Below are 26,004 nucleotides of genomic sequence, written 5' to 3'. Positions count from 1 at the left end.
CTTGACGTTACTGACGTTGAGGGTTTTTGTTGGTTTGTGGTTTCGAAAACCCCTGGCTATGCCGGGGGTTCAAAAGAGCTTCAAGCGTGGTATTAAAAAAACCTCACTTCATGGTAGGATAAAGTTGGTTTCCCGACCGCTTCATCTCACCAAAGAAGGAGGTATGCCCTGTGAAGGACATGAATAGTTTAGCACACACAACGTGGAATTGTAAGTATCATATCGTTTTTGCACCAAAATACAGAAGACAAATCATCTATGGAAAATATAAAAAAGTATCGGACAGATCATAAGAGATTTATGTGAAAGAAAAGGTGTGGTGATTCACGAAGCAAATGCTTGTCCGGATCACATCCATATGTTAGTGAGTATTCCGCCTAAGTTAAGTGTGTCTCAATTTATGGGGTATTTAAAAGGAAAAAGCAGTCTCATGATATTTTGATCGACATGCCAATCTAAAGTATCGCTATGGGAACAGGAAGTTTTGGTGTCGAGGTTTCTATGTAGATACAGTGGGAAGAAACAAAAAGAATGATACTATGTCAAGAAAAATCTGTGTCTATTTTCTTGACATAGTATCAATCTAGCGGACAAACAGACACGGAGACTCCCGCAGGAATAAACCGTCCAATGAGACCCTGCAAGCGTGCTGAGGAGGCTCATGAGGTTCTTGGCAAGGAGCGGAGTGTCTGTTTGGGAGCGATAGCCGAAGGGCATTGTACATTGTCTATTTTTTTCTTAATGCACAGTTTATCCGTTTGGTGTGATAGTACGTTCTCGCTTTTCAAACGTGTCAATGGCATTTGTTTAAGAGCTTCTATTCGCTCTGCCAACTAGTTGAACGGATTTTCTTGATGCGAAAGTTGAGTAAATTAGTTAAGTTTGTAAGCATTATGCAAAAGTATTCGCTAGTTTAGTTGGAAATGTAGTCCATTTATAAATAGATTTTTTGCTAAGCAATAGACTCACACTGCGAAGCAAAAAATCTTCATTTAGAGGACTTGTTAAAGTCTGAATGTAAAGAGCGTTAATCTTGAAAAAGGGAACTAATTTTTCATTGTTATAAAAAAATAAGTATGGTATATTTTCACCATAACTTATTAAAGAGATTTAATAAGTGCTTTAGGTGGGTGATCTATAGTGGATGAAAAATTGACTAATCCAAAATCTATGAAGAAGATGATCCTACGGGGGGATTCGTACAACTCTTTTGGAATTTGGAAGTGCAACAAAAGTAGAACTATGTAATAAATTGAAAATTAGTTTTCCAACAATAAGTAAGAGCCTAACACAGATGGAGAACAATGGAGAAATTATTTCAGTTGGTCTTGATGAATCTAGTGGTGGCAGAAGAGCAAAAAGGTATAGGTACAATCCTGAGTATATGCTAGGTCTTGCTATTTTCTTAGAGAGGTTAGAGACAAACTATACAATATTTAATTGTTTGGGAGAAATAAAGGATCAAGGAAAACTTCCAAGTGTACTAACGGATGGTGGGTTAAATATATTAACTACCTATATTGAAAACATCAGAAACGCAAATCCAAAAATCAATTCGATCGCGATTGGCGTTCCTGGTGCGGTTGATAATGGTCGGATTTTTCATATTCCAGGATACGAGCATTTTCAAAATATAGATTTAAAAGGGTACTATGAGAGGCATTTTTCTATACCTGTTGCAGTGGAAAATGATATGAATGCCGCTATTCTCGGCTATTACAAAAATAGGAACATGAAGGAGCAATCGCTTGTATATTTATATTCTGGACAAAATGGCCCAGGTACAGGGATTATGTTAAACGGACATGTCGTTCGTGGAAGTACGTTTTTCTCCGGCGAGGTTCAGTTTATTCCTCAATATAATGACCAAAATTTTCAACAGGCTTTAAATAGGGGAAATGGAACGAGAAAAGAAATGATTAGTGAGGAGTATGAGGTTGATGCCATTAGTAGATTAGTAGCCTCGTTTGTTGCGATTATTAATCCTCACGTTTTCATTTTTTGTGAGGATGAAGTGGATGGAACAATAATAGACAAAATTAAAGTTGTAAGCTCAAAATATATTCCTCCAGAGCATCTTCCAGAGTTTGAAGCTAGTGATTGGGAACAAGACTATTTATTTGGATTACAAACTCTTTGCCTGGATGTAATGATTGATGAGATAAGTGACAACTAATGATAAACGTACAATTGCTGTAGGCATTCATCTATAGGAGTATGAATGCTGAAATTTTTATTGACTTATTAAATCATTTTAATAAGTTGTTTTAGAAAAAATACAGTTAGGAGAAAACATGTAAACATGACACTATTACTTTTGGTTATTATTTATTTGGCATTTATTAGCTTAGGGTTGCCTGATCCCTTATTAGGAGCTGCATGGCCCGTAATGCAACAGGAATTGGGGTTACCGCTCGAAGCAGCTGGATTCCTTTTTATGACGATTGCAGGAGGCACTATTGTTTCAAGTTTAGTTAGTGGAAGAATAATTATGCGATTTGGTACTGGAAAGGTCACTTTTTTTAGTGGTTTAATGACGGCTAGTGCTTTATTAGGTTTTTATTTTGCTCCATCGATCATGTGGTTGGTTGCATGGTCAATCCTTCTTGGGCTAGGTGCAGGAGCTGTGGATGCAGCACTTAATAATTATGTTGCTAACAATTATAAGGCACATCATATGAGCTGGTTACATAGTTTTTGGGGTGTAGGAGCCACCTTGGGTCCACTCATCATGGCCCAGTTTATTTCAGGTCAACATGCTTGGAGAAGTGGTTATCTCACAATCTCGGTCATTCAGTTTACGTTAGCAGCTATCCTGCTATTCTCTTTACCATTATGGAATAGAATATCGAAAAACAGTAACATAGCGTTAAATGAAAATTCAGAACCCATCCATGCTGAAACTTCTTGTGAAGATATAAAGCCTATAAAGCCTTTGCAAATTAAAGGGGTGAAGTTATCGATGTTTGCCTTCTTGTTTTATTGTGGGGTTGAGGCAACAGTCGGGCTTTGGGGGAGTAGCTTTCTCGTAAATGTTAAGGAGTTACCAGCATCAGTAGCCGCACAGTGGGTTTCATTCTACTGGGGTGGACTAACGATTGGTAGATTTCTAACTGGTTTTGTTACGTTTAAAATGAGTAACCGCATGCTCATTCGAACAGGACAACTCATAGCACTTATTGGTGCCATACTTCTGGTCCTACCATTGCCAGCTATCGTTTCACTTGTAGGTTTTATCATGGTGGGATTTGGATTAGCACCGATTTTTCCATGTATGTTACATGAAACACCTGCTCGTTTCGGTAAAACGCATTCACAGACTATTATGGGTTATCAAATGGCTGTTGCATATACAGGTAGTGCCTTTATGCCACCTCTTCTTGGTTTCCTTGCATCAAATACAACAATCGGAATTTTCCCATTTTTTATCGTTGTTTATATAGTGGTGATGCTCCTATGCTCAGAACAACTAAATGCCGTACTAAGAAGAAGAGCTGTCGTATCTAATTAAAAACGTATATCGACTTAGTGAACTATAATAAGATGTGAGGAGAATTCTTATGATTAAATTAGTGGTATCTGATATGGATGGAACGTTTTTGAATAATAATGGTGATTTTAACAGAGAACTGTATAAGGATGTTAAAAAGATAATGAAAGAAAAAGGAGTTATTTTTGCTCCAATTACTGGAAAACAATCATTAAGTTGTTATCATTACAGGAAATGGGGAAATTAAATTGTTTACAATAATGTTCTATTTAATTTTGATTTTCGTTAAGAGATTTATTAACTCGACTGGCTGTAGAGGAGTAACATAGATGAAAATGGATGTCGAGCTTTCATTTGTTTTTATTTATCTTCAGGTGCATGGTCGTAAGTTGCCTCTAGAGTAATATTTCCCTCTTTATCTGAAAAATAATAATAGATCACATTTGGCTCACTTTCAAAAATGACGCCAATATATTTGGGGTTTAAGTTATAACCTTCTTCTTTATATGGAATGATTGCATACTCCCATGTTTCAGTAGGGAAATTTTTTTGTAAGTAAGGTTCGAGAATTTCGATTCTTTTCTCTATATCAGCATCTATATTAATAGGTTCTCCAAATATAAATAGAATAGCAATGAAAAGAAATGAGCTCGTTAAAATGATTGTAATGAATCTCTTTTTCCCTTTTGTTAAAGCAAAAAGGGTAAGTCCAATTAAACATAAAACAATAAAAAAGATTAAACCGTAAAATTCTAAAGGATCCATTCCCCAGCCCCCCTTATTAAATATTTTACACTATATTTATGTAAAAAAAATCAAAGAATGTCAAAATGACTTAAATGAATAAATGGTTAATATCATTTGTAAGTCGTGAAAGATCAATCAGGGGCAAAAGGCTGAGAAAGAGAAGAAAGAGTCCACTTCTTGCTCACCTCCCTGATATTTGCTCCCTAACAATCCCCAGATTCCCGTCGTGGTGGTCTTAACCCAATTTTGTCTCCTTAAAACTAATAAGCTCCATTTTCAAAATGTACGAATCTACACTTGATATTTGTAAGGTTCGAGCCATATAATTCAGTTATCCGTACAAGTTTGATGATATGATTTTATAAGTTTAGTACAAATTTACTCACTTTTACTGAGAAGAAAAATTGGAAAGGTTGTGTTGGGCATAATGGAAGAGTTGAATCTAGATGAATGGATTTCAAGGGATTGTCAATGTGGGAACCCCCATTTTGATATGACGATTGAGCAAATAGTTATTGAGAGGAGTGCCTTAAAAGAAGCGGTCCTTTTTTTAGAAACAAAAAACTATCAAAAGCTCACGATTGTGGCAGACCGTAATACGTATGAAGTGGCAGGACGTTCGTTTTTACAGGCGGTTAAGCAACTAAAAATCTTAACGGAGACTTGTCTAGTAGGTTATGAAAACGATTCTGAAGTAATAGCAGATGAGAAGTCTATCGTACAAGTGATGACTTCAGTCTCAGCAAATACCGAGATTATTATCGCGATTGGTGCCGGCACGATTCATGACATTGTCCGCTTTGTTAGCTATAAGATGGGGAAACCTTTTCTCTCGATACCAACAGCCCCTTCTGTTGATGGTTTTACTTCTATGGGTGCTCCGATTATTGTAAATGGAAATAAAAAAACGTATCAAACTCAAGCTCCGATAGCTGTATTTGCCGAGTTAGATATCCTAATGGAGGCACCTAAAAAAATGATAGCGGCAGGCTTTGGAGATATGTTAGGAAAAACCACCTCTTTAGCCGATTGGCAATTTGGACATTTAATCGATGAAGAGCCTTTTTGTCCATTAGTTTTTCAAATGACTGAACAAGCATTAGAAAAGTGCTTGATTCATTTTCAAAAGATTGCAAATAGAGAGGAAGAGGGAATAAAGATTTTGATGCAGTCTTTAATTTTATCTGGTCTGGCTATGCTTCGTTTTGGTCAGTCTCACCCAGCTTCAGGAGCTGAGCATCATCTATCCCATTATTGGGAAATGGATTTTATAAAAAAACAGAAAAGGCAAGTGCTACATGGGGAAAAAGTTAGTATTTCAACCTGCCTTATTTCAAAATTTTATCAAACGACGATAAAAACAGCACTTATTGAATTAAAAAAGGGTTCAATTCAGTTTAGTGATAAAAGAATGGAGCGTTTGAAAATAAACGAAGAAAAAATTTTAGATATTTTAATGAAGATGCCCGCTTCTATACAAATACAGGAAATGGTTCGAGGGTTAGGAGGCGAATTGAACCCACAATCATTAGGGATTTCTGAAGAACTTATCGAAAGTAGTTTACAAAATGCCCATTTATTAAGGGAAAGGTCTACTTTTTTATCCTTTTATAATCAATTTATTCGCAACCAAAAAGCCTGATTTAAGATGTGATTTGTACGAATGAATATAGATAATAATCTCGATTTCAAAAAAACTTATAATTTCACTCAAAAAAATATAGAAATTTGTACGTACATGTGTATAATAAAGATAGAGATTATAGTTTTGAAGAGGAGGAGAGCCGAGATGTTAGAAACACTCAAAGAGGAAGTGTTTAAGGCGAATTTAGCTCTGACGAAGTATGAACTTGTCACTTTTACTTGGGGCAATGTAAGTGGAATTGATCGTGAAAAGGGTCTTGTAGTCATTAAGCCTAGTGGGGTTGAGTATTCTGAGATGACGAGCCATGATATGGTTGTCGTTGATTTCGAAGGTCAAGTATTGGAGGGGAATTTCAAGCCTTCTTCAGATACAGCTACCCATATTGCTCTCTATCAATCTTTTCCTGAAATCGGAGGGGTTGTCCATACACATTCTACTTGTGCAACAAGTTGGGCCCAAGCGGGTAGACCAATCCCTTCTTTTGGAACAACTCAAGCGGATTATTTTTATGGAGAAATTCCATGTACACGTAAAATGACGAGAGAAGAGATTAATGGGAACTATGAACTTGAAACAGGAAAGGTTATCATTGAAACTTTTCGAAAAAAAGCTTTAGATCCAATTCAAGTACCCGGTGTTTTAGTTCATTCTCATGCACCATTCGCTTGGGGGAAAAGTCCAAAAGACGCGATTCATAATGCGGTCGTGTTAGAAGAGGTCGCAGAAATGGCTTGGAGAACGCTGACAATCAATCCAAGGACGAGTCCGATGGAGCAAGTTCTTTTAGACAGACATTATTTAAGAAAACATGGAGAAAATGCCTATTATGGTCAAGGTGAAAAGGGAAGTGGGATTAGATGAATAAGAGCTATACAATTGGTGTTGATTATGGGACTGAATCGGGAAGAGCTGTTCTAATTGACCTTACAGATGGAACTGAAATAGCTGATCATGTGACGAAATATTCACATGGAGTAATAGATGAGGTCTTACCTTGCTCGAAGGTTATGCTTGAGCATGAATGGGCTCTTCAACACCCACTTGATTATATTGAGGTTTTAACAAAATCTGTCCCTACCGTTGTAAAAATGTCTGGCGTTGACCCTCGAGACATTATTGGGATTGCGATTGATTTTACTGCTTGTACGATGTTGCCGATTGATTCACATGGAGAACCACTTTGTTTAAAGAATGATTTAAAGGAACGGCCTCATAGCTGGGTAAAACTGTGGAAACATCATGCCGCACAGGATGAGGCGAACCGAATTAATGAAATAGCTGCGTTACGAGGAGAGTCTTTTTTACAAAGATATGGGGGGAAGATATCTTCTGAATGGATGATCGCAAAAATATGGCAAATTCTAAATGAGGACGAAGAAATCTATCAGCTCACGGATCGTTTTGTGGAAGCAACTGATTGGGTTGTTTCGCAAATGACTGGTCAACTCACTAAAAATAGTTGTACGGCTGGTTATAAGGCGATTTGGCATAAACAAAACGGCTATCCTCCGAAAGAATTTTTTGAATCTTTAGATAGTAGATTAGGAGATTTAGTCGAGACAAAACTTCGCGGTAATGTCCTTCCATTAGGTTCAAAAGCAGGTGAGTTAACAAAAGAAATGGCGAATTTAATGGGGTTAAAGGAAGGAATTGCGGTTGCGGTAGGGAATGTCGATGCTCATGCGGCTGTACCGGCTGTTGGAGTTGTTGAGCCTGGAAAGCTTGTGATGGCGATGGGGACCTCAATCTGTCATATGTTGCTTGGGACAGAAGAAAGGAATGTAGAAGGGATGTGTGGAGTGGTAGAAGATGGCATCATTCCTGGATTTTTAGGCTATGAAGCTGGCCAATCCGCCGTCGGAGACATTTTTGCTTGGTATGTTGAACACGGTGTACCGGAGGGATTAAAAGTTGAAGCGGACCGTTTAGGGAAAGACATTCATCAACTCCTTGAAGAAAAGGCATCTAATTATAAGCCTGGTGAAACAGGATTACTTGCCTTAGATTGGTGGAATGGAAATCGTTCAGTCTTAGTGGATACGGATTTAACAGGACTTATCCTTGGATTTACCCTACTTACAAAACCTGAAGAAATCTATCGGGCTCTTTTAGAAGCTACAGCGTTTGGAACGCGAAAGATTATAGACGCTTTTCATAACAATGGTGTACCTGTTAATGAGTTGTACGCTTGTGGTGGATTACCGCAAAAAAACAACTTGCTTATGCAAATATATGCGGATGTGACAAATCGTGAAATTAAAATAGCTGATTCGAAACAAACACCTGCTTTAGGTGCAGCAATGTTCGCAGCAGTAGCAGCTGGAAGTCAAAACGGTGGATTTGATACGATTCATGAAGCCGCCCAAAAAATGGGACGAGTGAAAAAGAGGACGTATAAGCCGAAACCTGAAAACGTTGCCATTTATGATAAGTTATTTGAAGAATATAACACGCTTCACGATTATTTTGGTCGTGGTGCCAATGACGTGATGAAACGACTGAAATCATATAAATAGATTTGTTTATCTTGATCACTTTAATTATTTTTAGGAGGAAACTAGATGTTGGAAGTAAAAAAGTATAACTTTTGGTTTGCGACTGGCAGTCAACATTTATATGGACCAGAAACAATTGAAGAGGTTTGGGAGCATTCAAAAGGAATAGTGAGAGAGCTAAATCACGATTCAGCAATTCCGTTTGAAATTGTGATAAAGCCTGTTTTGACAACGGCAGATTCGATTCGAAAGCTTTGTTTAGAAGCGAATACTGATGAAAGTTGTGCAGGGATTATCACATGGATGCATACCTTCTCTCCAGCAAAGATGTGGATTGCTGGGTTGACAGAGTTAAGGAAACCTATATTGCATCTGCATACACAATATAATCGAGAAATTCCTTGGGAAACGATTGATATGGATTTTATGAATACGAATCAATCGGCCCATGGCGATCGAGAATTTGGCTATATTGGAGCACGACTTAACCTGGCGCGAAAGGTCATTGTTGGACATTGGCAAGATGAGCTTATTCGAGACCGCATAGCCTCTTGGATGAGGACGGCTGTTGCCGTAACAGATGGATTATCTTTAAAAATCGCTCGCTTTGGTGACAATATGCGAAATGTTGCGGTTACAGAAGGAGATAAAATAGAGGCTCAAATTAAGTTTGGATGGACAACAAATGGTTATGGAATTGGTGATTTAACAACTTATATAAATGACGTAACAGAAGCAAAAGTGAATGAGTTATTTAACGAATATCATGATTTATATGAAATAGATGCAAAAGCTTTTTCTTCTAACGATTATCGCGATTCGATCCTTTATCAAGCAAAAGTTGAGCTAGGGATGAAGGCATTTTTGCAAGATGGTGGATATAGTGCTTTTACGACTAATTTTGAGACTCTTCATGGAATGCAGCAACTACCTGGTCTCGCTGTGCAAAGATTAATGGCTCAAGGCTATGGATTTGGTGGAGAAGGCGATTGGAAGACGGCTGGCTTAACTCGAATGATGAAAATCCTTGCTGATGGAAAAGGCACGAGCTTTATGGAAGATTATACGTATCATTTTGAGAAAGGCAATGAATTAGTGCTCGGCTCTCATATGTTAGAGATCTGTCCTTCGATTGCTGCGACGAGGCCTAAGGTAGAGGTTCATCCTTTAGGGATTGGTGGTAAAGAGGATCCAGCTCGGTTGGTATTTAACGGAGCGGCTGGAAAGGCTCTAAATGCATCATTGATTGATATGGGAAACCGATTTAGATTAGTCGTCAATGAAGTTGATGCGGTGGAGACCGAAAAAGAAATGCCAAAGCTACCTGTCGCTCAAGTGTTATGGAAGCCGGAACCATCTTTAAGTGAGTCAGCTGAAGCCTGGATTCATGCTGGAGGAGCACATCATACGGTCTTCTCCTATGTTGTTACACCTGAACAACTTTATGATTGGGCGGAAATGACAGATATTGAGTGTGTAATAATCAATAAACGAACAGATTTAGTAACGTTTCGGAATGAATTAAAGTGGAATGAGTTTGTTCGAAAAGGGTAAGTTTTTTGTGACTTTAATAGAGACGATCATCATTGCATTTGAGGTATCGTCTCTTTTGTCATTTTATTTTAGATTTTGAGTGAACGAAAGTGTGTAAAAGTCATCGAAGGGAAGGGATGGTAAGCATTGGTTCAGGTTCAATTGCTAGATGGTATTTTTAAAGAATCAGCGGATAAAGGAATGGACTATTTATTGTTTTTAGATATCGATCGATTAGTAGCTCCATTTTATGAAGCGGCCAGTTTAGCTCCAAAGAAACAGCGATATGGGGGGTGGGAGGAAACAGGCATTTCTGGTCATTCTTTAGGGCATTGGTTATCGGCAGCTGCTTATATGTATCGAAATACGATGAATCGGGCATTAAAAGATAAAATTAATAAAGCAATTGACGAGCTTGAATACATTCAGAGCGTTCATGACCGTAACTTTATCGGTGGGTTTCCAAGTACCTGCTTTGAAAAGGTATTTACAGGCAATTTCGAGGTTGATCATTTTACATTGGCAGGTCATTGGGTCCCTTGGTATAGCATGCATAAACTTTTTGCGGGGCTAATTGATGTATATAAATTAGTGAAAAATGAAAAGGCTTTATCGGTTGTGACAAAGCTAGCTGATTGGGTGGAGAGCGGGACGGTGCGTTTAACGGAGGCACAGTTTCAAAAAATGCTCATTTGTGAGCATGGTGGTATGAATGATGTGATGGCTGAGCTCTATTTGTTAACTCAAAATCAAACGTATTTACAATTAGCGATTAGGTTTTGTGAGCAGCAAATATTAGAGCCGTTATCAAACAGAAGGGATCTTTTAGAGGGAAAGCATGCAAATACACAAATACCAAAAGTGATAGGTGCTGCGAAATTATATGATATTACAAAAGAGGAAAAGTATAAGACGGCGGCCACTTTTTTTTGGCAGGAAGTAACGAGGGTGCGTTCTTACATTATTGGAGGAAATAGCATCAATGAGCATTTTGGCCGAGTCTCAGATGAAACATTAGGGGTTCAAACAACGGAAACATGCAATACGTATAATATGCTCAAGTTGACAGCTCATTTGTTTTTATGGGAACAGAAGTCAGAATATTACGATTTTTACGAGAGGGCTCTTTATAATCATATTTTAGCCTCGCAAGATCCTGATTCAGGTATGAAAGCCTATTTTGTTTCAACAGAGCCAGGTCATTTTAAAGTGTATCATTCACCGGAAGATTCTTTTTGGTGCTGTACAGGAACCGGGATGGAAAATCCAACTCGTTATTCTGAACATATCTATTACCAAAGAGACGATGAATTGTTCGTTAATTTGTTTATTGCTTCACAGCTACAGTTAGAAGAAAAGGAATTAAGATTAAAATTAGAGACTGATTTTCCTCATTCTGGCCGAGTTCAATTAAAGGTAGAAGAGGGTGATGGACGGTTTTTATCTATCCATCTTCGAATACCTTATTGGATCAATGGAAAGGTATCGATTTTTGTAAATAAAAAGCAAACCTTTTTAACCGATAAAAAAGGCTATGTGACTCTATCAAGGAGGTGGAAGGCGGGAGATAGAGTTGAGGTGGATTTTCCACTTGGACTTCATTCATATATAGCAAAAGACGATCCAAACAAAGTTGGTTTTATGTATGGACCTATTGTGCTAGCTGGTGCCTTAGGGAGAGAAAATTTCCCTGAAACAGACATTCAAGCAAATCACTTGAGCTTAAATGCCCATCCTTTAATCGATGTACCCGTCTTTATTGCGGATAAGGACAGGCCGTGGAACTGGATAAAACGGGTGGATGGCTTACCGATTCAATTTGAAACGGAACCAGTTGGGCAACCGGGTAATCAAAGGGTGACCCTTATTCCCTTTTATCAATTACATCATGAACGTTACAGTCTTTATTGGTCTGTCATGGATGAGAATTCATTTAAGGCTTTAAAGAGTTTAGAAAAAGAGAAAGAAACGAGATTAAAACAAATAACAATTGATGTCGTTCAACCGAATGAACAACAGGAAGAAATCGAACATTTTATTCAGAAAAAAAACTCTCGTTCAGGGTATTTAAATACGGTTAGAAGAGGCTGGAGAGATTGTCGGGATGATGGTTTTTTAGTTATAAGATGAAGGTGGAACCAGAAAAACAGATGTATTTGTCTATTGATTTTTTTAATGGAGATCGCGAAATTTTTATTGATGGTAGTCAATATATCCGTCATTTTACGATTGCGATTGATGAGGTACCTATTGCGGAAAAACGGCTTGAAGCGGATGGGTACGAACACGAGCTAGTTCAAGACATTTATGAGATCCCCTATTATTTAACAGAAGATAAACAAATCGTTGAAGTGAAGTTTAGTTCTTCTTATGGAAAGGTGGCGGGAGGTGTTTATGGAATTAAAATGCTCCGAGAGAATTTGAACGATTAATGCTAGTAACTAATTAAATGAGGGAGGTTTTTTGTATGGCACGAATATGGAAAGTTTCGGCCTTTATGTTATTGCTAGTACTTGTAGTCCTTGTTGGAGTGAAAGACGGAAGTGGAGCTTCTATTGAGCAGGAGGCTGAAGTGACGATGTCAATAAAAGAAAATGAGTCCATCCAAGGTTTTTATAATGCTTCGGTACATGACCCGTCGATCGTAAAAGCAGATAATATTTATTATGTCATTGGGTCACATATTGATGGGGCAAAGTCGACGGACTTAATCAATTGGGAAAATTATACGAATGGATATACAACTCCTGGTAATACCATTTTTGGTGACCTTTCTACTAATCTAGCAGAATCTTTTGAATGGGCAGGAGAGAATGATGCAGATAGTCAAGGAGGTTATGCGGTTTGGGCACCGGAAGTCATTTGGAATGAGCATTATCTTAATGAGGATGGAAGTAAAGGGGCGTATATGATTTATTATAGTGTTTCTTCTACTTATATCCGGTCAGCCGTTGGTTATGCCGTTTCAAAAGAGATAGAAGGACCGTTTGAGTATGTAGACACGATTATGTATTCGGGCTTTTATGATCATGACGCGTACGATCCAAATAGTGATGTCAATAAGAATTGGATCCATACGAACATTCCGAGTTTAATTGAGGATGGGATAATAGATGAACCGAATCCAAATTGGTTTACAGAGCAAGGAGGTTATAATTATCGGATATACACGAATTCAATCGATGCCAATCTTTTCTTTGATGAAAAAGGAAAGCTTTGGATGACCTATGGTTCATGGGCTGGTGGAATTTTTATTATGGAAGTTGATCCGGAAACTGGACAACCTCTCTACCCAGGTGAGGATGGTTTGACAGAGGATGGTCGATTAATCGATCGTTATTTTGGAACTAAAATTGCGGGTGGTTATGGACATTCAATAGAAGGACCTTATGTTTATTATGATGATGTTGAGGGGTATTATTATTTATTTGCCACATACGGCGGATTAAGCTCGAGTGGAGGTTATCAAATGCGAACGTTTCGCTCAAAAAATCCGGACGGTCCTTATGAAGATGCAGCAGGAAAAATGGCCGTATTTCCGGATTCACTTGATGATGGAACCGTTCGGAATAAGGTCGATAGTTATGAGCATGCGGAATTTGGTAATAAAATGATCGGCAATTTCCTTTTTGAGCATAAAGTCGGTGACGAAGGGACTGGAGAAGATTATGGGTATGTCTCTCCTGGACATAACTCTGTGTATATGAGCGAGGAAACAGGTGAGCGGTTTCTTGTTTTCCATACACGTTTTCCGGACAGAGGAGAAATGCATGAAGTTAGGGTTCATCAAATGTTTATGAATAAAAATGGCTGGCCAGTCGTTGCTCCTTACCGGCATACAGGCGAAACATTAGAGAAGATTCACCGGAAAGAGGTCATTGGTGACTATTATCTGATTGAACACGGCAAAGAAATTACGTCAGAGATTGAAAAACAGAAATATATTACGTTAACGAAAAATAATAAAGTCACTGGTGATGTGAAAGGTTCATGGAAGAGGACTGCTCATAACTTGGCTGAATTGACAATTGAGGGCAAAGTTTATGAAGGAGTGTTTTTAAAGCAATATAATCCTGGCTTAGAAAGGGATGTCGTCACTTTTACCTTGATGTCAAAAGATGGTGAAATGATTTGGGGCAGTCAGCTAGGGGAGCGTTCTAGTAAAGAAGTGACTGAGGATGTTTTAAAGGATTTGACATTAGGCGATACCGAGCAAGTCATTTCAGATTTGACACTCCCGACTGAGGGAACGCGTAATGCGGTCATTTCATGGGAAAGCTCAGACCCGGCTATTATTACAAGTACAGGTCAAGTGACAAGACCAGCTGCTGGTGAAGATGAGGAATTGGCAACATTAACGGCAACAATTACACATGGAAAAGAAACGGCTAAAAAAACATTTGAAATTCGGGTTTTACCATATCGGGAAAAGGGCTTAATTGCTCATTATCCATTTGATCGTGATTTAACGGATCGGACAGGGAATTTCGGAGAAGGTACGATAACAGGAGAAAGAATTACTTATACAGGTGGTAGTCTTTCATATGAAACAGGAGTCAATCAGGAAGCGGTCGTCTTTGATGGGGGCTCAGGCGTGCGATTGCCTAAAGGTTTAATCGCGTCTGATCAGTACTCGGTGTCTTTATGGGTTAAGCCTGATGAGTTGACGACTTTTACGACGACTTTTTTTGGAGCAAGAGATGAGAATAATTGGATTAGTTTGCTTCCGAGGGGGCCGATTCAAGAGCAAACGATGCTCTGGTCAGGTAGTGCACAATGGTATGAAGCGACAACTGGTTTTTCAATCAAAAAGGGAAAGTGGTCGCATCTTGCGTTTACTTATAATAAAGGAAAAGTTGAAGTGTTCATTAATGGAAGTAGTCATTTTAGTGGAGAGGATTTTCCGAATGTTTTTACGACGATGAAGGCAGATTTCAGCTTAGCAGTGAATTGGTGGGACGCTCCTTTTGTAGGATTAATGGATGATTTGAGAATTTATGAGGGGGCACTTTCTGAAAACGAGATTAAACACTTATTTAATCATAATTAAATTTTAATAAAATTCGAGAGTGAAAAATCGTACGGATCAGTTGCTGTTGATCTTTAGTTTTCGCTTTATAAAGCGAAGGAATAGTAGCTAAGAATGGTCAATAAAGCTGAAAAAAATGTTGAAAATAAAAGGGAAGTTAGTTATAATTTACATGAATCATCTTATACGTACAAATTTAATATTATTGGTAATTTTTTTTATCATGTTCGTACAAAGGTGGGGCTTCGAACATTAAAAAGGAGGAACTGAATTAAAAATTTTAATTTTTCTGATTTGTAACCGTTGTCAAATCTTGTGATCAAATTCTACTTTGCTTTGAAGTTATTAAACTATTAATTTTTAATGAGGGGGATATGGATGAGTAAATTAAATAGGTTAATGATGCTTTTGTTGTTCTCGTTTCTGTTAGTTGGGTGTGGAGGGAATGATGAATTCACGATCGAGTTCTGGACTCCTTTAACTGGGGATGATGGGGCGAATATGGATCAGATTGTCAAGGAGTATAATGAGACTGAGCCGGAATATAAAGTCAATCACGTTATTACATCAGATATGTACACAAAAATGTATACAGTTTTAAATTCAGGAAGAGGTATTCCAGATTTATCGATCATTCATGCGGATCGAGTCCCGAATTTTGTTGATCAAAATTTACTTGAGCCAATGACTGAGATTATGGCAATTGAACCAGAATTAAAGGAAGAGAATTATTTAACAGAAGCTTGGACTTCAGGAAATGTCGATGGAACCCAGTATACAATTCCTTTAGATATTCATGGAAGTGCGATGTATTACAACAAGGAATTGTTAGCGAAGTATAATGTCGAGCACTTTTTAGATGACAACGTTGTCACTTTTGAAGAAATACTTTCATTGCAAGGTCAATTAGATGAAGGTGATTATGTTGTGAATGATGCTTTGTTAAGTTGGGTTATTTTCGCTCAGATTCAAAATTTAGGGGGAGACATTCAAGACGAGAATGGAAACCCTGCCGTTAATACACCTGAAATGAAGCAAGCGATCGAAGCGATTAAAGAAATTAAGGATGCTGGATTAATGACTCCATATGGAGAAGATGGCTATTTGATGTTCCAATCTGGAAACGTTTTATTCTCGACTGATGGGACGTGGAGCTCTATTGGGCATGCACAAGTTGAAAGTTTAGATTTTGGTGTAACGAATGTTTACGCTTTTGAACCAGAGATCTTTCATAATAGAGCATCCTCTCATTTATTTGCGATGCTAACAAGTGATGAAAGAACGGATGAAAAAGAAGAAGGGATTGCCAGGTTTTTAGAATATTTGAGAGCAAATTCAATGGAATGGGCTGAAGCTGGACAAATTGTCGCAAGTATTGACGTCATTGAGGATTCCAACTACGACAGTTATCTTCAATCATTTTTTACATCAACAGAAGAGCAAACAGATTCACTATATATTTATACGTACAGACATTACCCTTATATAGCAGAGGCTTTAGATACTTATTCAGCTGATATGGTTCATGGAGAACTAGATATTGATCAAGGATTAGAAGAGATGCAACGATTTGTAGAAGATAAGGTTTCTGAAGGAGCATTAGATTTAGAGAATGTAATAAATGAAGAAGAAGAAAACGATAATTAGAAAAAGGAGGGGAATGTGCCATTGATAAAGTGGCACATCCCTCTTACCCAAAGGAGTTTGAAGAGTATTGTTTAAGAAAATAAACTTAGGTCCTCTTTTCTTTGTTGGTCCCCATATTATCCTGTTTATCGTTTTTATTTTGATACCAACTATATATGGGATTTATGCGTCTTTTACGAGATGGAATCTTGTTGGAGATCCCGTTTGGGTTGGCTTAGATAATTATCGAACGATTTTGTTCAATGAAGATTCGACTTTTTATCACCAATTTTATAATGGGATGAAAAATACGTTTATTTTTGTTTTTGCTAGTGTTCCATTAATGATTATCATTCCCTTATTAATAGCTGTTTCATTAGAACATAAAGATGTTAAGTTTAAAAATCTATTTCAGACCCTTTTATATATTCCAGGTTTGATCTCTATATCAGCTGCAGCTCTGATTTGGTCCCTGATTTTTAATAAACAGCTTGGTGTGGTCAGCAATGTATTTGGTTCGGATCCAGTCTGGGCAGCTACTCAACCTTACGCTTGGATTACGATACTCACTATTACCATTTGGGCTGGAATTGGTGGAAATATGATTATTTATCGGGCTTCCATAAATGGGGTTTCACCGGATTTGTATGAATCAGCAGAAATTGATGGGGCTGGACCTGTAAGGAAATTTTTTAGTATTACGTTACCATCGATACGATTCCCTTTAATTTTTACGTTAGTGATGACAACTGCCGGTGCCTTTAACGTCTTTGCTCAGCCGTTGATGATGACAAACGGAGGTCCGACACAAAGTACGACCGTGTTAATGATGTATATTCGTGATTTAGCTTTTAGTCACGGAGAGTCGATAGCAGGTGTCGCCTCGGCGATGGCCGTATTATTAGGCTTAGTCATTTTAGTAATATCAGCAATTCAATATTACTTAATGAACCGTAATGCTGTGTAATGGAGAAAAGAAGAGGAGGGTGGAAATGAACAACCGAGTGGAAATCTCAGATTCTACATCATTAACAAAGTCGACTAAGCCAGTTAAGGAAAGAGGGAGTGGACGTATTAAAATTTCGAAATACTTAGCTTATCTCTTTCTGATTATCGTAAGTGCAATCTGGATGGTTCCTGTCATCTTTGGGATTACGACTTCATTTCGTTCACAGACAGAGGTTGTAAATGAAGGGTTTCGACTTTTACCTGTGAACTGGATCGTCGATAATTATATGGCTATATTAGAAAACACATCGAGTGCTCCGATATTGCAATGGATATGGAACTCTATTTTTATTGCCACGACACATACGCTTTTGGTTATTGTCGTGATTTCAATAACAGGCTATGGGTATACTCGTATGAAATTTAAAGGTAGAGATGTTCTGTTTTTTACGTTGTTAGCTATCTCGTTTTTCCCTAATGTGGTCAATTTAATTCCTTCTTATAAAATTATTGATACATTGGGCTGGGTGAACACGCCTTGGGCGATGATCGTACCTGGGTTAGCTGGAATGGGAAATATCTTTCTTGTGAGACAATTTATGAAAGGGATCCCAAAGGAGCTAGATGAATCGGCTAAGGTTGATGGTGCGAGTGATTTTGTCATTTTCTTTAGAATTGTCTTACCATTAATAAAGCCGGTGTTAATTGTTTGTGGTTTGTTTTCTTTTGTTGGTTCCTGGAATGACTTCCTCTGGCCAGTTATCGTTTATACGGATGTTCAAAAAATGCCAGTTACCGCTGGGTTGCTATTGTTGCAAGATGTATATGGAAATTACCGAATGATTGGCCAATTGATGGGGTCAGCAATATTAGCGATTATTCCAACGTTGCTACTATTCTTCTTTGCCCAAAAATATTTTGTTCAAGCGATCAAATTAAATGCAGGGATTAAAGGTTAATAATTTAAGAGTTTGAGATCAAAAAGACATGATAAGGAATGGTTAAGATGGTGACAATCAAAAGAGGACTGGAACGAAAAATATTAATCATTGGTTCTGCGTGGAATTTAATTACGTCACTATTAACGATTTTTAGTTACTATAGTTGGTTTGACCAAGAAGGAGCTAAACGATTAGAAAATCAAGATTGGAATACGATGATAGCCGGCTCTCAAATGGTTAATAATGTGCTCCAGGTGATTTTAATGTTTGGGATCTTTATGCTTGTAGGAGCGATCGTTACCTTTTTGATTGCTGTGAAATTAAAAGATAACGAGATCCAGTACGGTGTTATAGTTTGGATCGCGATATGGGGTCTCATTCAGCTAGTCTCTATGGACATCCTTGGCTTTATTTTATTTTTAATCGCTTTTGTTATCTATTTGGCTAAAAATAGAGCAGTCCGTCTTATTAAAAACGGAGAAACAGCTAGTCCGGTTGGGCATTAGGTCAAGTAGATGGATAGTTTTATCATTTTATAATATATCAACTGAAATGAGGTTAATAACATGGAACAGAACAATCAATATCAAAACCCACTCATTGAACAGCGAGCTGATCCTTGGGTGTACAAGCATTCGGATGGCTTTTATTATTTTACGGCGTCTGTACCTGAATATGATCGAATAGAGCTCAGAAAGTCAAAAACAATTCAAGGTCTTAATGAAACGGATTCGATTATTATTTGGGAGAAGTATGAAAATGGACCGATGAGTGCCAATATATGGGCACCAGAAATTCATTATATTAATCATAAATGGTATGTCTATTTTGCAGCAGCGAAGTCCTCAGAAACAAAGGATGGTTTATTTGATCACCGTATGTTTGTTTTAGAAAATGAATCAGAGGATCCGATGCAGGGGAACTGGGTTGAGAAAGGTCAGATTAAAACAAAATGGGAAACCTTTGCACTGGATGCTACACACTTTGAACACTTAGGCGTTCATTATTTAGTCTGGCCACAAAAGGATCCGAGCATAGAAGGCAATTCTAACTTGTACATTTCAGAGCTAGAAAACCCTTGGACTTTAAAGGGTGAACAAGTGATGATTGCCACACCAGAGTATGAGTGGGAGAAAATAGGGTTTTATGTGAACGAAGGGCCTGCTGTCATTAAACGAAATGGAAAAATCTTCATCACATTTTCAGCAAGTGCAACGAACCATCATTATTGTATGGGCTTATTAACTGCTGATGAAAATAGTTCCTTATTAGACCCGAGTTCTTGGGTGAAGCATCCGGAGCCTATCTTTACGACAAATGAAGAAAATCAGCAGTTTGGACCAGGTCATAATAGCTTCACGGTTTCAGAAAATGGGAAAGAGGATGTACTAATCTATCATGCACGTAACTATAAAAAAATAGTAGGAGACCCATTGTATGATCCGAATAGACATACACGTGCACAAGTATTTTCTTGGGACAAGGAAGGTCGTCCGTTCTTTGGAGCACCACTACCTGACAATAAATAAGAGAATTTTCAATTAAAATTGTAAGAAGGATCGTCATTATAGCTTTATTAAGAGCGAAGATGGTCGTTGATAAAGACTTTTGTATCTCCGAGGTCGATAAAAAAATTAAAGGTTAGTTTTAAGAAGTGACTAAAGAACTTTGGGTGGTTTAGTCACTTTTTCTATTTTAGATACTTCAATGCTAATGTTTTGATTAAAAGTTATTTTTTACAAAAAAATAACTTTGGAATTATTAGCAATAATAGAGTGGTAAAAATCTTTATTATTCACTATTATAATAGCTTTAAGGAAGAGAAGCTTCTTTCTATTTGTACATGAGTTATAGTACAATGAAGGGAATACATATTACAAGTGAAGTCGATAATGAAACTTTGAATGATTTAAAAAAGATATAGTGAATGGGAATTATTCTTAAATTCGTCCAGACAAGCATTGAATTGAGGTATTGTTATGCAAACAAAGTATAGTAAGGTAAAACAAGTTATAAAATCAAGAATTTTAGATGGGACTTATGTGCCGAACCAACGGATTAGTTCGGAAAACGAATTAATGAAGGAATTTTCAGTGAGTCGTCATACGATTCGAATCGCGATTGGGGAATTGGTGAGTGAAGGTTGGCTCTACCGTGAACAAGGAGCAGGAACTTTCTGTGCGGATAGAACTGAAAATCAAAACAGAAACCCATCAGTCAAAAAAAATATAGCCATTATGACGACTTATATTTCTGATTATATTTTTCCTTCTATTATACGTGGGGCCGAATCATACTTGAGTCAGCATGGTTATCAAGTTAGTTTATACAGTACAAATAATGATATTGAGAATGAAAAGAGAATTTTGGAAAATTTAATCACGCAAAATATTGATGGGGTTATTGTCGAACCAACTAAAAGTGCCTTTTCTAATCCGAATATAAACTACTATTTTAACTTTGAACGAATGAAAATTCCTTATATGATGATAAATGCTTTTTATGATGAATTAGAGCCTGTTTGTTTAATTGTCGATGATGAAAAGGGTGGTTTTGTTCAGACAGAGCATTTAATCCAGAAAGGACATCGGAATATTGTTGGCTTTTTTAAAACCGATGATATTCAAGGGGTTAAACGGATGAAAGGGTATATAAAGGCTCATCGTAAGAACCAAGTTCCGATAAACCCGAATCATTTAATCAATTATAATTCTGAGCAAAAGAAAACAAAACCGATGGAAGAATTAACCAAGTTACTAAATAATCATAATGAGATGCCTACTGCCATTGTTTGTTATAACGATGAGTTAGCTTTACAGCTGCTAGATGTGCTAAGGGAGAAGAAATTACAAGTACCAGAGGATATTTCGATGGTCGGCTTTGATGATTCTTTTCTCGCTACAGCATCAGAGGTGAAATTAACAACCGTTGCCCATCCTAAAACGGAAATGGGTGAGAGGGCTGCAAAGATGATTATTGGTTTAGTTGAAAATCATAAAAAAGAAAAAAAGTAGAGTCCTATATATACCAGCCTGAGTTAATCATTCGTAGCTCAACAAAGGAAATTTCAACAGAAAAATAAATAAGCAATTTCACAATGGAATGTCCTTTATTGCAGAAGAAATGCAATAAAGGATTTTTTTGTTTGATTTTTTAGATATTTCTTGAAATAATACCATTTTCGTTTTAAACTATATATGTACGTACAAGTTGTTGTTTTCGATATGTGATTGTGTGAATGAATCGTACAATTGGCATGTTAGCAAATCATTTGAGAGAAAGGGAGAGAATGCTTGTAATTTCAATTAGAAAAGATTTAAGCTGAGGATTTTAAAAAGTGGGAATAAACGGAAGGAATCTAGTTAAGTTTGACGTTAATTAACTTAATGGGAGGCGGAGTAAATGAGTAATCGAATTGTGATAAATGTAGATATTGAAAAAGGGACGATAAATAAAAACATTTATGGACATTTTGCAGAACATTTAGGGCGTTGTATTTATGAAGGGTTTTGGGTGGGAGAAGATTCAACAATCGACCATACAAATGGAATTCGTAATGATGTTGTGGAAGCATTAAAAAACTTAAACATCCCTGTACTACGTTGGCCAGGTGGATGTTTTGCTGATGAGTATCATTGGAAGGATGGAATCGGCCCAAAGGAAGAGCGAAAGCGAATGGTAAATACGCATTGGGGCGGTGTAGTAGAAAATAATCACTTCGGCACTCATGAGTTTATGAGGCTATGTGAATTGCTCGAAGCAGAGCCTTATATTTGTGGGAATGTGGGGAGTGGAACGGTCCAAGAAATGTCTGAATGGGTTGAATATATGACATTTGATGGAGAATCACCAATGGCTAACTGGAGACAAGAGAATGGTCGTAATAAGCCGTGGCAGCTTACATATTTTGGAGTAGGAAATGAAAATTGGGGCTGCGGGGGGAATATGAGACCCCAATACTATGCCGATTTATACCGACAATATCAAACCTATGTTCGAAATTATGGAGATAATAAACTATATAAAATTGCTGGTGGAGCGAATGTAGATGATTATAACTGGACTGAGGTGCTCATGCGTGAGGCTGGTCATCTAATGGATGGTTTAAGCTTGCATTATTACACGATTCCAGGTGATTTTTGGAAGGGGAAAGGAGCTGCCTTAGACCCGAGTGTAGATGAATGGTTTATAACGATGCAAAAAGCCTTGCATATCGATGAGCTTATTACAAAACATTCTATTATTATGGATAAATATGATCCGGATAAAAGGGTTGGTATGATTATTGATGAATGGGGGACCTGGTTTGATGTTGAACCTGGAACGAATCCTGGTTTTCTTTACCAGCAAAATACAATTCGTGATGCACTTGTGGCTGGACTGCATTTCCATATTTTTCATAAGCATAATGAACGTGTCCAAATGGCGAACATAGCTCAAACAGTCAACGTCCTTCAAGCGATGATTTTAACAGAAGGTGAGAAAATGCTCTTAACACCGACCTATCATGTTTTTGAAATGTTTAAAGTTCATCAAGATGCGAAAAAATTAGATGTTGAAGAATTTAGTCATATTTATGCTCGGAACAGAGAGCAGCTTCCTAATGTAAGCGTATCCGCTTCAAAGGATAAGGCTGGAAAAGTGAATGTGAGTTTATGTAATCTTCACCATCAAGACGAATCTAGGCTAACAATAGAACTTCGTGGGTTAATAGAGCAAGTAAAAGATATAAGCGGAAGAATTTTAACGGCTAATGAAACAAATGCACATAATACGTTCGAAGATCCTGATAATGTAAAGCCGGTCGCTTTCAGAGATTATTCCTTCAATGCTGGTCAAATGGAGGTCAAGCTACCACCAATGTCTGTCGCTGTGTTAACGATTGGTTAAAATGAAGCAAAGATATTGTAAAGGCTGTCAAGTGCCTAAAGGACAAATAGATATCGATTTTTATATAGAAAATGATAGAGTGGTTTCTGATGAACTTTATGAAAAGAGAGTCGCTATTTGTATGGAATGTTCAGCTTTATTAAATAATGAGACATGCCGCTTTTCGGGTGAGCTAGTAACTTATCGAGCAATGATTATGGAGAAGGGCTGTCCATTTCCTGAAATAAGAAAATGGTAACGGAACCGAGGTTTCGTAAAAGTAACTAAAGAGAGAGTGATAAGAGGGTAGATATACCTTTTTATCACTCTTTTAAAAGCTCCTTTGATAGACAGTTCAATCTTTTAAAGTCAAACATCGAAGTGATTTCAACTTCATTAAAATAGTTTGTATATGGGTTTACCGCTTAAAACACAAAAAAAGGCTCCCTCGATAAGGTCAGATGCTGACGTTATGAGACAACCTGTTATAATTTCTAGGCAAGAAACCTTTTTTGTAGTTGACCATATGCTATTGCTATTATGTGCATCTCTTAGACATAAAGAGGCAAAATAATGATTTTTCACAGAAGTAGTACGAGTGAAAAAATCTTCAAGATAGAGGTGAGATGAATCGGTTTTTCTTCTAGAAATAATGACTTAAATAAGATGTACCTAAAACAATGAAAGCCCTACCTCTCTTTCATCCTTACGGCTCCTTGGCCGCGCCAGTGTGAATCAGGATTGCATAAATCAAGTATCTGATGAAACTACGAACGTTCGTAAAAGAAATTTAAAAATAAAAATGGAGAGAATTGTAGAAATAACAAAGGAGGTTATCACTCAAAAAATGAGTTGTAGAAGTTGGGTGTTTGAAATGATTATTTTTAATCATAGTCTTCCCGAAAAATGGAGGGTATTTTTCGGAATGTAATCCATTATCGATGATGAGCCTTAATTAAAACTTTTAGTTTGTTTTTCGGTAATTCCTTTAATTAAACCGACTTCACTAATCAAAAATTTATAGGCATTATCCAACATTTCTTTTTCGCTTGCATTTAGTGCTTTTTCTTTCTTCATACGCATTAAATCACGTACAACCTCAGCACCTTCTAATATTTCACCTGTTTTTATTTTGGCCATGTTCACTTTATACCTTTCTTTCCATGGCATTGAACTATCCGATTCCCCATTTTGGAAAATGTGTATAATGTGTTTCAATGCAAGTAAATCAATTACTGGTCGTACCCCTAAATTTAATGTTTTATTCGTAGGAACCATCACTTGCATATTACTGATAGACATTTTTATAACATAATATTGTTGTTTTTCCCCTGAGAATTCTTTCTCTTCTATGGCTTCAATTATACCTGCTCCGTGCATTGGATAAATAATGCTATCGCCAATTTGAAACATATAATCCACCTCCATATATGGTAACCTTCTTTAGAGTATCATATATGTGTGTTCTTGTCTAATTTTTTATAATATCATAAATTTAATTTTAGTGTCAATAAATTTATATGGAGAGAGAAAATCGTCCAAAAATCAGTAGGAACGTGTGGACTTTATCATGAAGGGGAGCTCAATTTCTCATATATACTGTTAAGTCTTTTATAAATTCTGTAAAGGCATCCGATTGTTAATAAAAAAACTAGTAAATTAATAAACCATTATGTATAATGAATTGTTAATATTTTCAATTTAATAGATTAGTAGGAGAAATGATAATGAAAGAAATATTATGTTATGAATTTGAAAAAGATATTGATGCTCCGATTGAAGTCGTTTTTGAATGTTTAAATGAAGATAGGCATGTACTGGAATGGAACTCACAAATTTTGGAGCATATTTATGATGGTGAGGAATCGGAATTAAAAGAAGGTTCTACTTATAAAACAAAACAACAAATAGGTAAAAAGATTATCATATTGGAAGCGCAATATAACATATTTCAGCCTCCTTATTTAGCGGAAGTTAAATCCAAATCAAAAGAAGGAATAAGTAGAACAAAATATACGCTCAGTAAAAATGAATACGGGACTCATTTTCAAGTGGAAGTTTTCCTGATACCTAAAAATTGGTTTGTGAGTATGATGACAAAAATGTTCAAATGGTCATTTAAATTTATTTATGATGAACAATTTAATCAGTTTGTAGACTATATTTATGATTATCAATATGATGAGTGACTTCTCAAAATATACAAATAATAATGCAGTGCAAGTTGACGCTTATAAAGTCCATTTTATCATTTCCCGACAGAAGACTCCCTCTTCAATCGTGTGAAGGGAGAAGCCCAACGATAAGGGGGAGATGAATGGCGGTTGGCGGTAGCCAAAGAGATTCTTGTTAGGGTATAATAAGAACATACATTCCTATCTGAGGTGAAAACAATGCTCATCAACAAAGCATACAAATTCCGTCTCTATCCAAGCAAAGAACAAGAAACCCTGATTGCTAAAACCATCGGCTGTTCTCGTTTTGTATTCAATCGCTTTTTAGGACAATGGAACGATACCTACCAAGAAACAGGCAAAGGGTTAACGTATTCTTCTTGTTCGGCTGAATTAACGCAACTAAAAAAGGAATTCGTATGGCTAAAAGAAGTGGACAGCATTGCCCTTCAATCCTCCCTGAAAAACCTTGCTGATTCCTTTACTCGATTCTTCAAGAAACAAACG

Annotated in this window: 20 protein-coding genes and 3 pseudogenes; 21 read left to right on the top strand and 2 right to left on the bottom strand. The window is 37.0% G+C overall.

Annotated elements, in window-relative coordinates:
• Positions 1 to 179: 179 nt before the first annotated feature.
• The 4 genes and pseudogenes from tnpA to BALCAV_RS21970 form a co-directional block, all read left to right on the top strand.
• Positions 180 to 530: pseudogene (tnpA, locus tag BALCAV_RS21490) on the top strand (IS200/IS605 family transposase); the annotation flags it as partial.
• Between the two features lie 610 nt (positions 531 to 1,140).
• Positions 1,141 to 2,176 (top strand): annotated as a pseudogene (locus tag BALCAV_RS03660) (ROK family transcriptional regulator).
• 126 nt (positions 2,177 to 2,302) lie between these two features.
• Complete coding sequence (locus tag BALCAV_RS03655; protein WP_004428176.1) at positions 2,303 to 3,511, top strand: MFS transporter; 1,209 nt, start codon at positions 2,303 to 2,305, stop codon at positions 3,509 to 3,511.
• Positions 3,512 to 3,560: 49 nt separating this feature from the next.
• Entirely contained in the window at positions 3,561 to 3,737 is a 177-nt protein-coding gene (locus tag BALCAV_RS21970) for an HAD hydrolase family protein (RefSeq protein ID WP_004428180.1), read from the top strand.
• Between the two features lie 113 nt (positions 3,738 to 3,850).
• Here the strand turns inward: BALCAV_RS21970 and BALCAV_RS03650 are convergent, their stop codons facing one another.
• Positions 3,851 to 4,255, bottom strand: a complete 405-nt coding sequence (locus BALCAV_RS03650; RefSeq protein WP_004428183.1) for a hypothetical protein — start codon at positions 4,253 to 4,255, stop codon at positions 3,851 to 3,853.
• Between the two features lie 409 nt (positions 4,256 to 4,664).
• Between BALCAV_RS03650 and BALCAV_RS03645 the strand changes: the two genes are divergently transcribed.
• The 15 genes and pseudogenes from BALCAV_RS03645 to BALCAV_RS03575 all read left to right on the top strand — a co-directional run bounded on the left by BALCAV_RS03645 (position 4,665) and on the right by BALCAV_RS03575 (position 23,582).
• Positions 4,665 to 5,879 (top strand): sn-glycerol-1-phosphate dehydrogenase, encoded by a 1,215-nt coding sequence (locus BALCAV_RS03645; RefSeq protein ID WP_004428187.1) that lies wholly within the window; start codon positions 4,665 to 4,667, stop codon positions 5,877 to 5,879.
• A 147-nt stretch (positions 5,880 to 6,026) separates the two neighbouring features.
• Positions 6,027 to 6,743, top strand: a complete 717-nt coding sequence (gene araD / locus BALCAV_RS03640) for an L-ribulose-5-phosphate 4-epimerase (protein ID WP_004428190.1) — start codon at positions 6,027 to 6,029, stop codon at positions 6,741 to 6,743.
• Complete coding sequence (locus tag BALCAV_RS03635; RefSeq protein WP_004428198.1) at positions 6,740 to 8,398, top strand: ribulokinase; 1,659 nt, start codon at positions 6,740 to 6,742, stop codon at positions 8,396 to 8,398. The genes araD and BALCAV_RS03635 overlap by 4 nt, the downstream gene beginning before the upstream one ends.
• A gap of 45 nt (positions 8,399 to 8,443) precedes the next feature.
• A complete protein-coding gene (araA, locus tag BALCAV_RS03630; RefSeq protein ID WP_004428201.1) occupies positions 8,444 to 9,931 on the top strand; it encodes an L-arabinose isomerase in 1,488 nt (495 codons plus the stop codon).
• Between the two features lie 126 nt (positions 9,932 to 10,057).
• Entirely contained in the window at positions 10,058 to 12,040 is a 1,983-nt protein-coding gene (locus tag BALCAV_RS03625; RefSeq protein WP_040323526.1) for a beta-L-arabinofuranosidase domain-containing protein, read from the top strand.
• A 20-nt stretch (positions 12,041 to 12,060) separates the two neighbouring features.
• Entirely contained in the window at positions 12,061 to 12,342 is a 282-nt protein-coding gene (locus tag BALCAV_RS23210) for a DUF6805 domain-containing protein (protein WP_326938285.1), read from the top strand.
• Between the two features lie 35 nt (positions 12,343 to 12,377).
• Entirely contained in the window at positions 12,378 to 14,960 is a 2,583-nt protein-coding gene (locus tag BALCAV_RS03615) for a LamG-like jellyroll fold domain-containing protein (protein ID WP_004428206.1), read from the top strand.
• A 357-nt stretch (positions 14,961 to 15,317) separates the two neighbouring features.
• The gene (locus BALCAV_RS03610) at positions 15,318 to 16,586 is read left to right on the top strand and encodes an extracellular solute-binding protein (protein WP_004428209.1); all 1,269 of its coding nucleotides are present in this window, start codon (positions 15,318 to 15,320) and stop codon (positions 16,584 to 16,586) included.
• Positions 16,587 to 16,653: 67 nt separating this feature from the next.
• The gene (locus tag BALCAV_RS03605; protein ID WP_004428212.1) at positions 16,654 to 17,532 is read left to right on the top strand and encodes a carbohydrate ABC transporter permease; all 879 of its coding nucleotides are present in this window, start codon (positions 16,654 to 16,656) and stop codon (positions 17,530 to 17,532) included.
• 25 nt (positions 17,533 to 17,557) lie between these two features.
• Positions 17,558 to 18,472 carry a carbohydrate ABC transporter permease gene (locus BALCAV_RS03600; RefSeq protein WP_004428213.1) on the top strand — a complete coding sequence of 305 codons (915 nt, stop codon included), beginning with the start codon at positions 17,558 to 17,560 and terminating at the stop codon, positions 18,470 to 18,472.
• A 47-nt stretch (positions 18,473 to 18,519) separates the two neighbouring features.
• Positions 18,520 to 18,960 carry a DUF4064 domain-containing protein gene (locus tag BALCAV_RS03595; protein WP_004428216.1) on the top strand — a complete coding sequence of 147 codons (441 nt, stop codon included), beginning with the start codon at positions 18,520 to 18,522 and terminating at the stop codon, positions 18,958 to 18,960.
• Between the two features lie 60 nt (positions 18,961 to 19,020).
• Positions 19,021 to 19,983 carry a glycoside hydrolase family 43 protein gene (locus BALCAV_RS03590; RefSeq protein ID WP_004428218.1) on the top strand — a complete coding sequence of 321 codons (963 nt, stop codon included), beginning with the start codon at positions 19,021 to 19,023 and terminating at the stop codon, positions 19,981 to 19,983.
• A gap of 450 nt (positions 19,984 to 20,433) precedes the next feature.
• A pseudogene (locus tag BALCAV_RS03585) lies at positions 20,434 to 21,536 on the top strand (substrate-binding domain-containing protein).
• A gap of 320 nt (positions 21,537 to 21,856) precedes the next feature.
• A complete protein-coding gene (locus tag BALCAV_RS03580; protein WP_004428223.1) occupies positions 21,857 to 23,344 on the top strand; it encodes an alpha-N-arabinofuranosidase in 1,488 nt (495 codons plus the stop codon).
• Between the two features lies 1 nt (position 23,345).
• Positions 23,346 to 23,582 (top strand): DUF6171 family protein, encoded by a 237-nt coding sequence (locus BALCAV_RS03575; RefSeq protein WP_040323525.1) that lies wholly within the window; start codon positions 23,346 to 23,348, stop codon positions 23,580 to 23,582.
• A gap of 692 nt (positions 23,583 to 24,274) precedes the next feature.
• Here BALCAV_RS03575 and BALCAV_RS03570 read toward each other — a convergent pair.
• A complete protein-coding gene (locus tag BALCAV_RS03570; RefSeq protein ID WP_040323524.1) occupies positions 24,275 to 24,736 on the bottom strand; it encodes a CarD family transcriptional regulator in 462 nt (153 codons plus the stop codon).
• Positions 24,737 to 25,050: 314 nt separating this feature from the next.
• Between BALCAV_RS03570 and BALCAV_RS03565 the strand changes: the two genes are divergently transcribed.
• Together BALCAV_RS03565 and BALCAV_RS03560 are read left to right on the top strand one after the other, a co-directional pair.
• Entirely contained in the window at positions 25,051 to 25,512 is a 462-nt protein-coding gene (locus tag BALCAV_RS03565) for an SRPBCC family protein (RefSeq protein WP_004428230.1), read from the top strand.
• Positions 25,513 to 25,716: 204 nt separating this feature from the next.
• Positions 25,717 to 26,004 (top strand): helix-turn-helix domain-containing protein (locus BALCAV_RS03560; RefSeq protein ID WP_040323522.1); only part of this gene is annotated, 288 nt, incomplete at its 3' end.

Origin of the sequence: Alkalihalobacillus alcalophilus ATCC 27647 = CGMCC 1.3604, from assembly GCF_000292245.2 — a bacterium.
Taxonomy (GTDB): domain Bacteria; phylum Bacillota; class Bacilli; order Bacillales; family Bacillaceae_D; genus Alkalihalobacillus; species Alkalihalobacillus alcalophilus.
The sequence above is the reverse complement of the archived record's forward strand: the minus strand, read 5'-3'. Positions and strand labels throughout refer to the sequence as shown.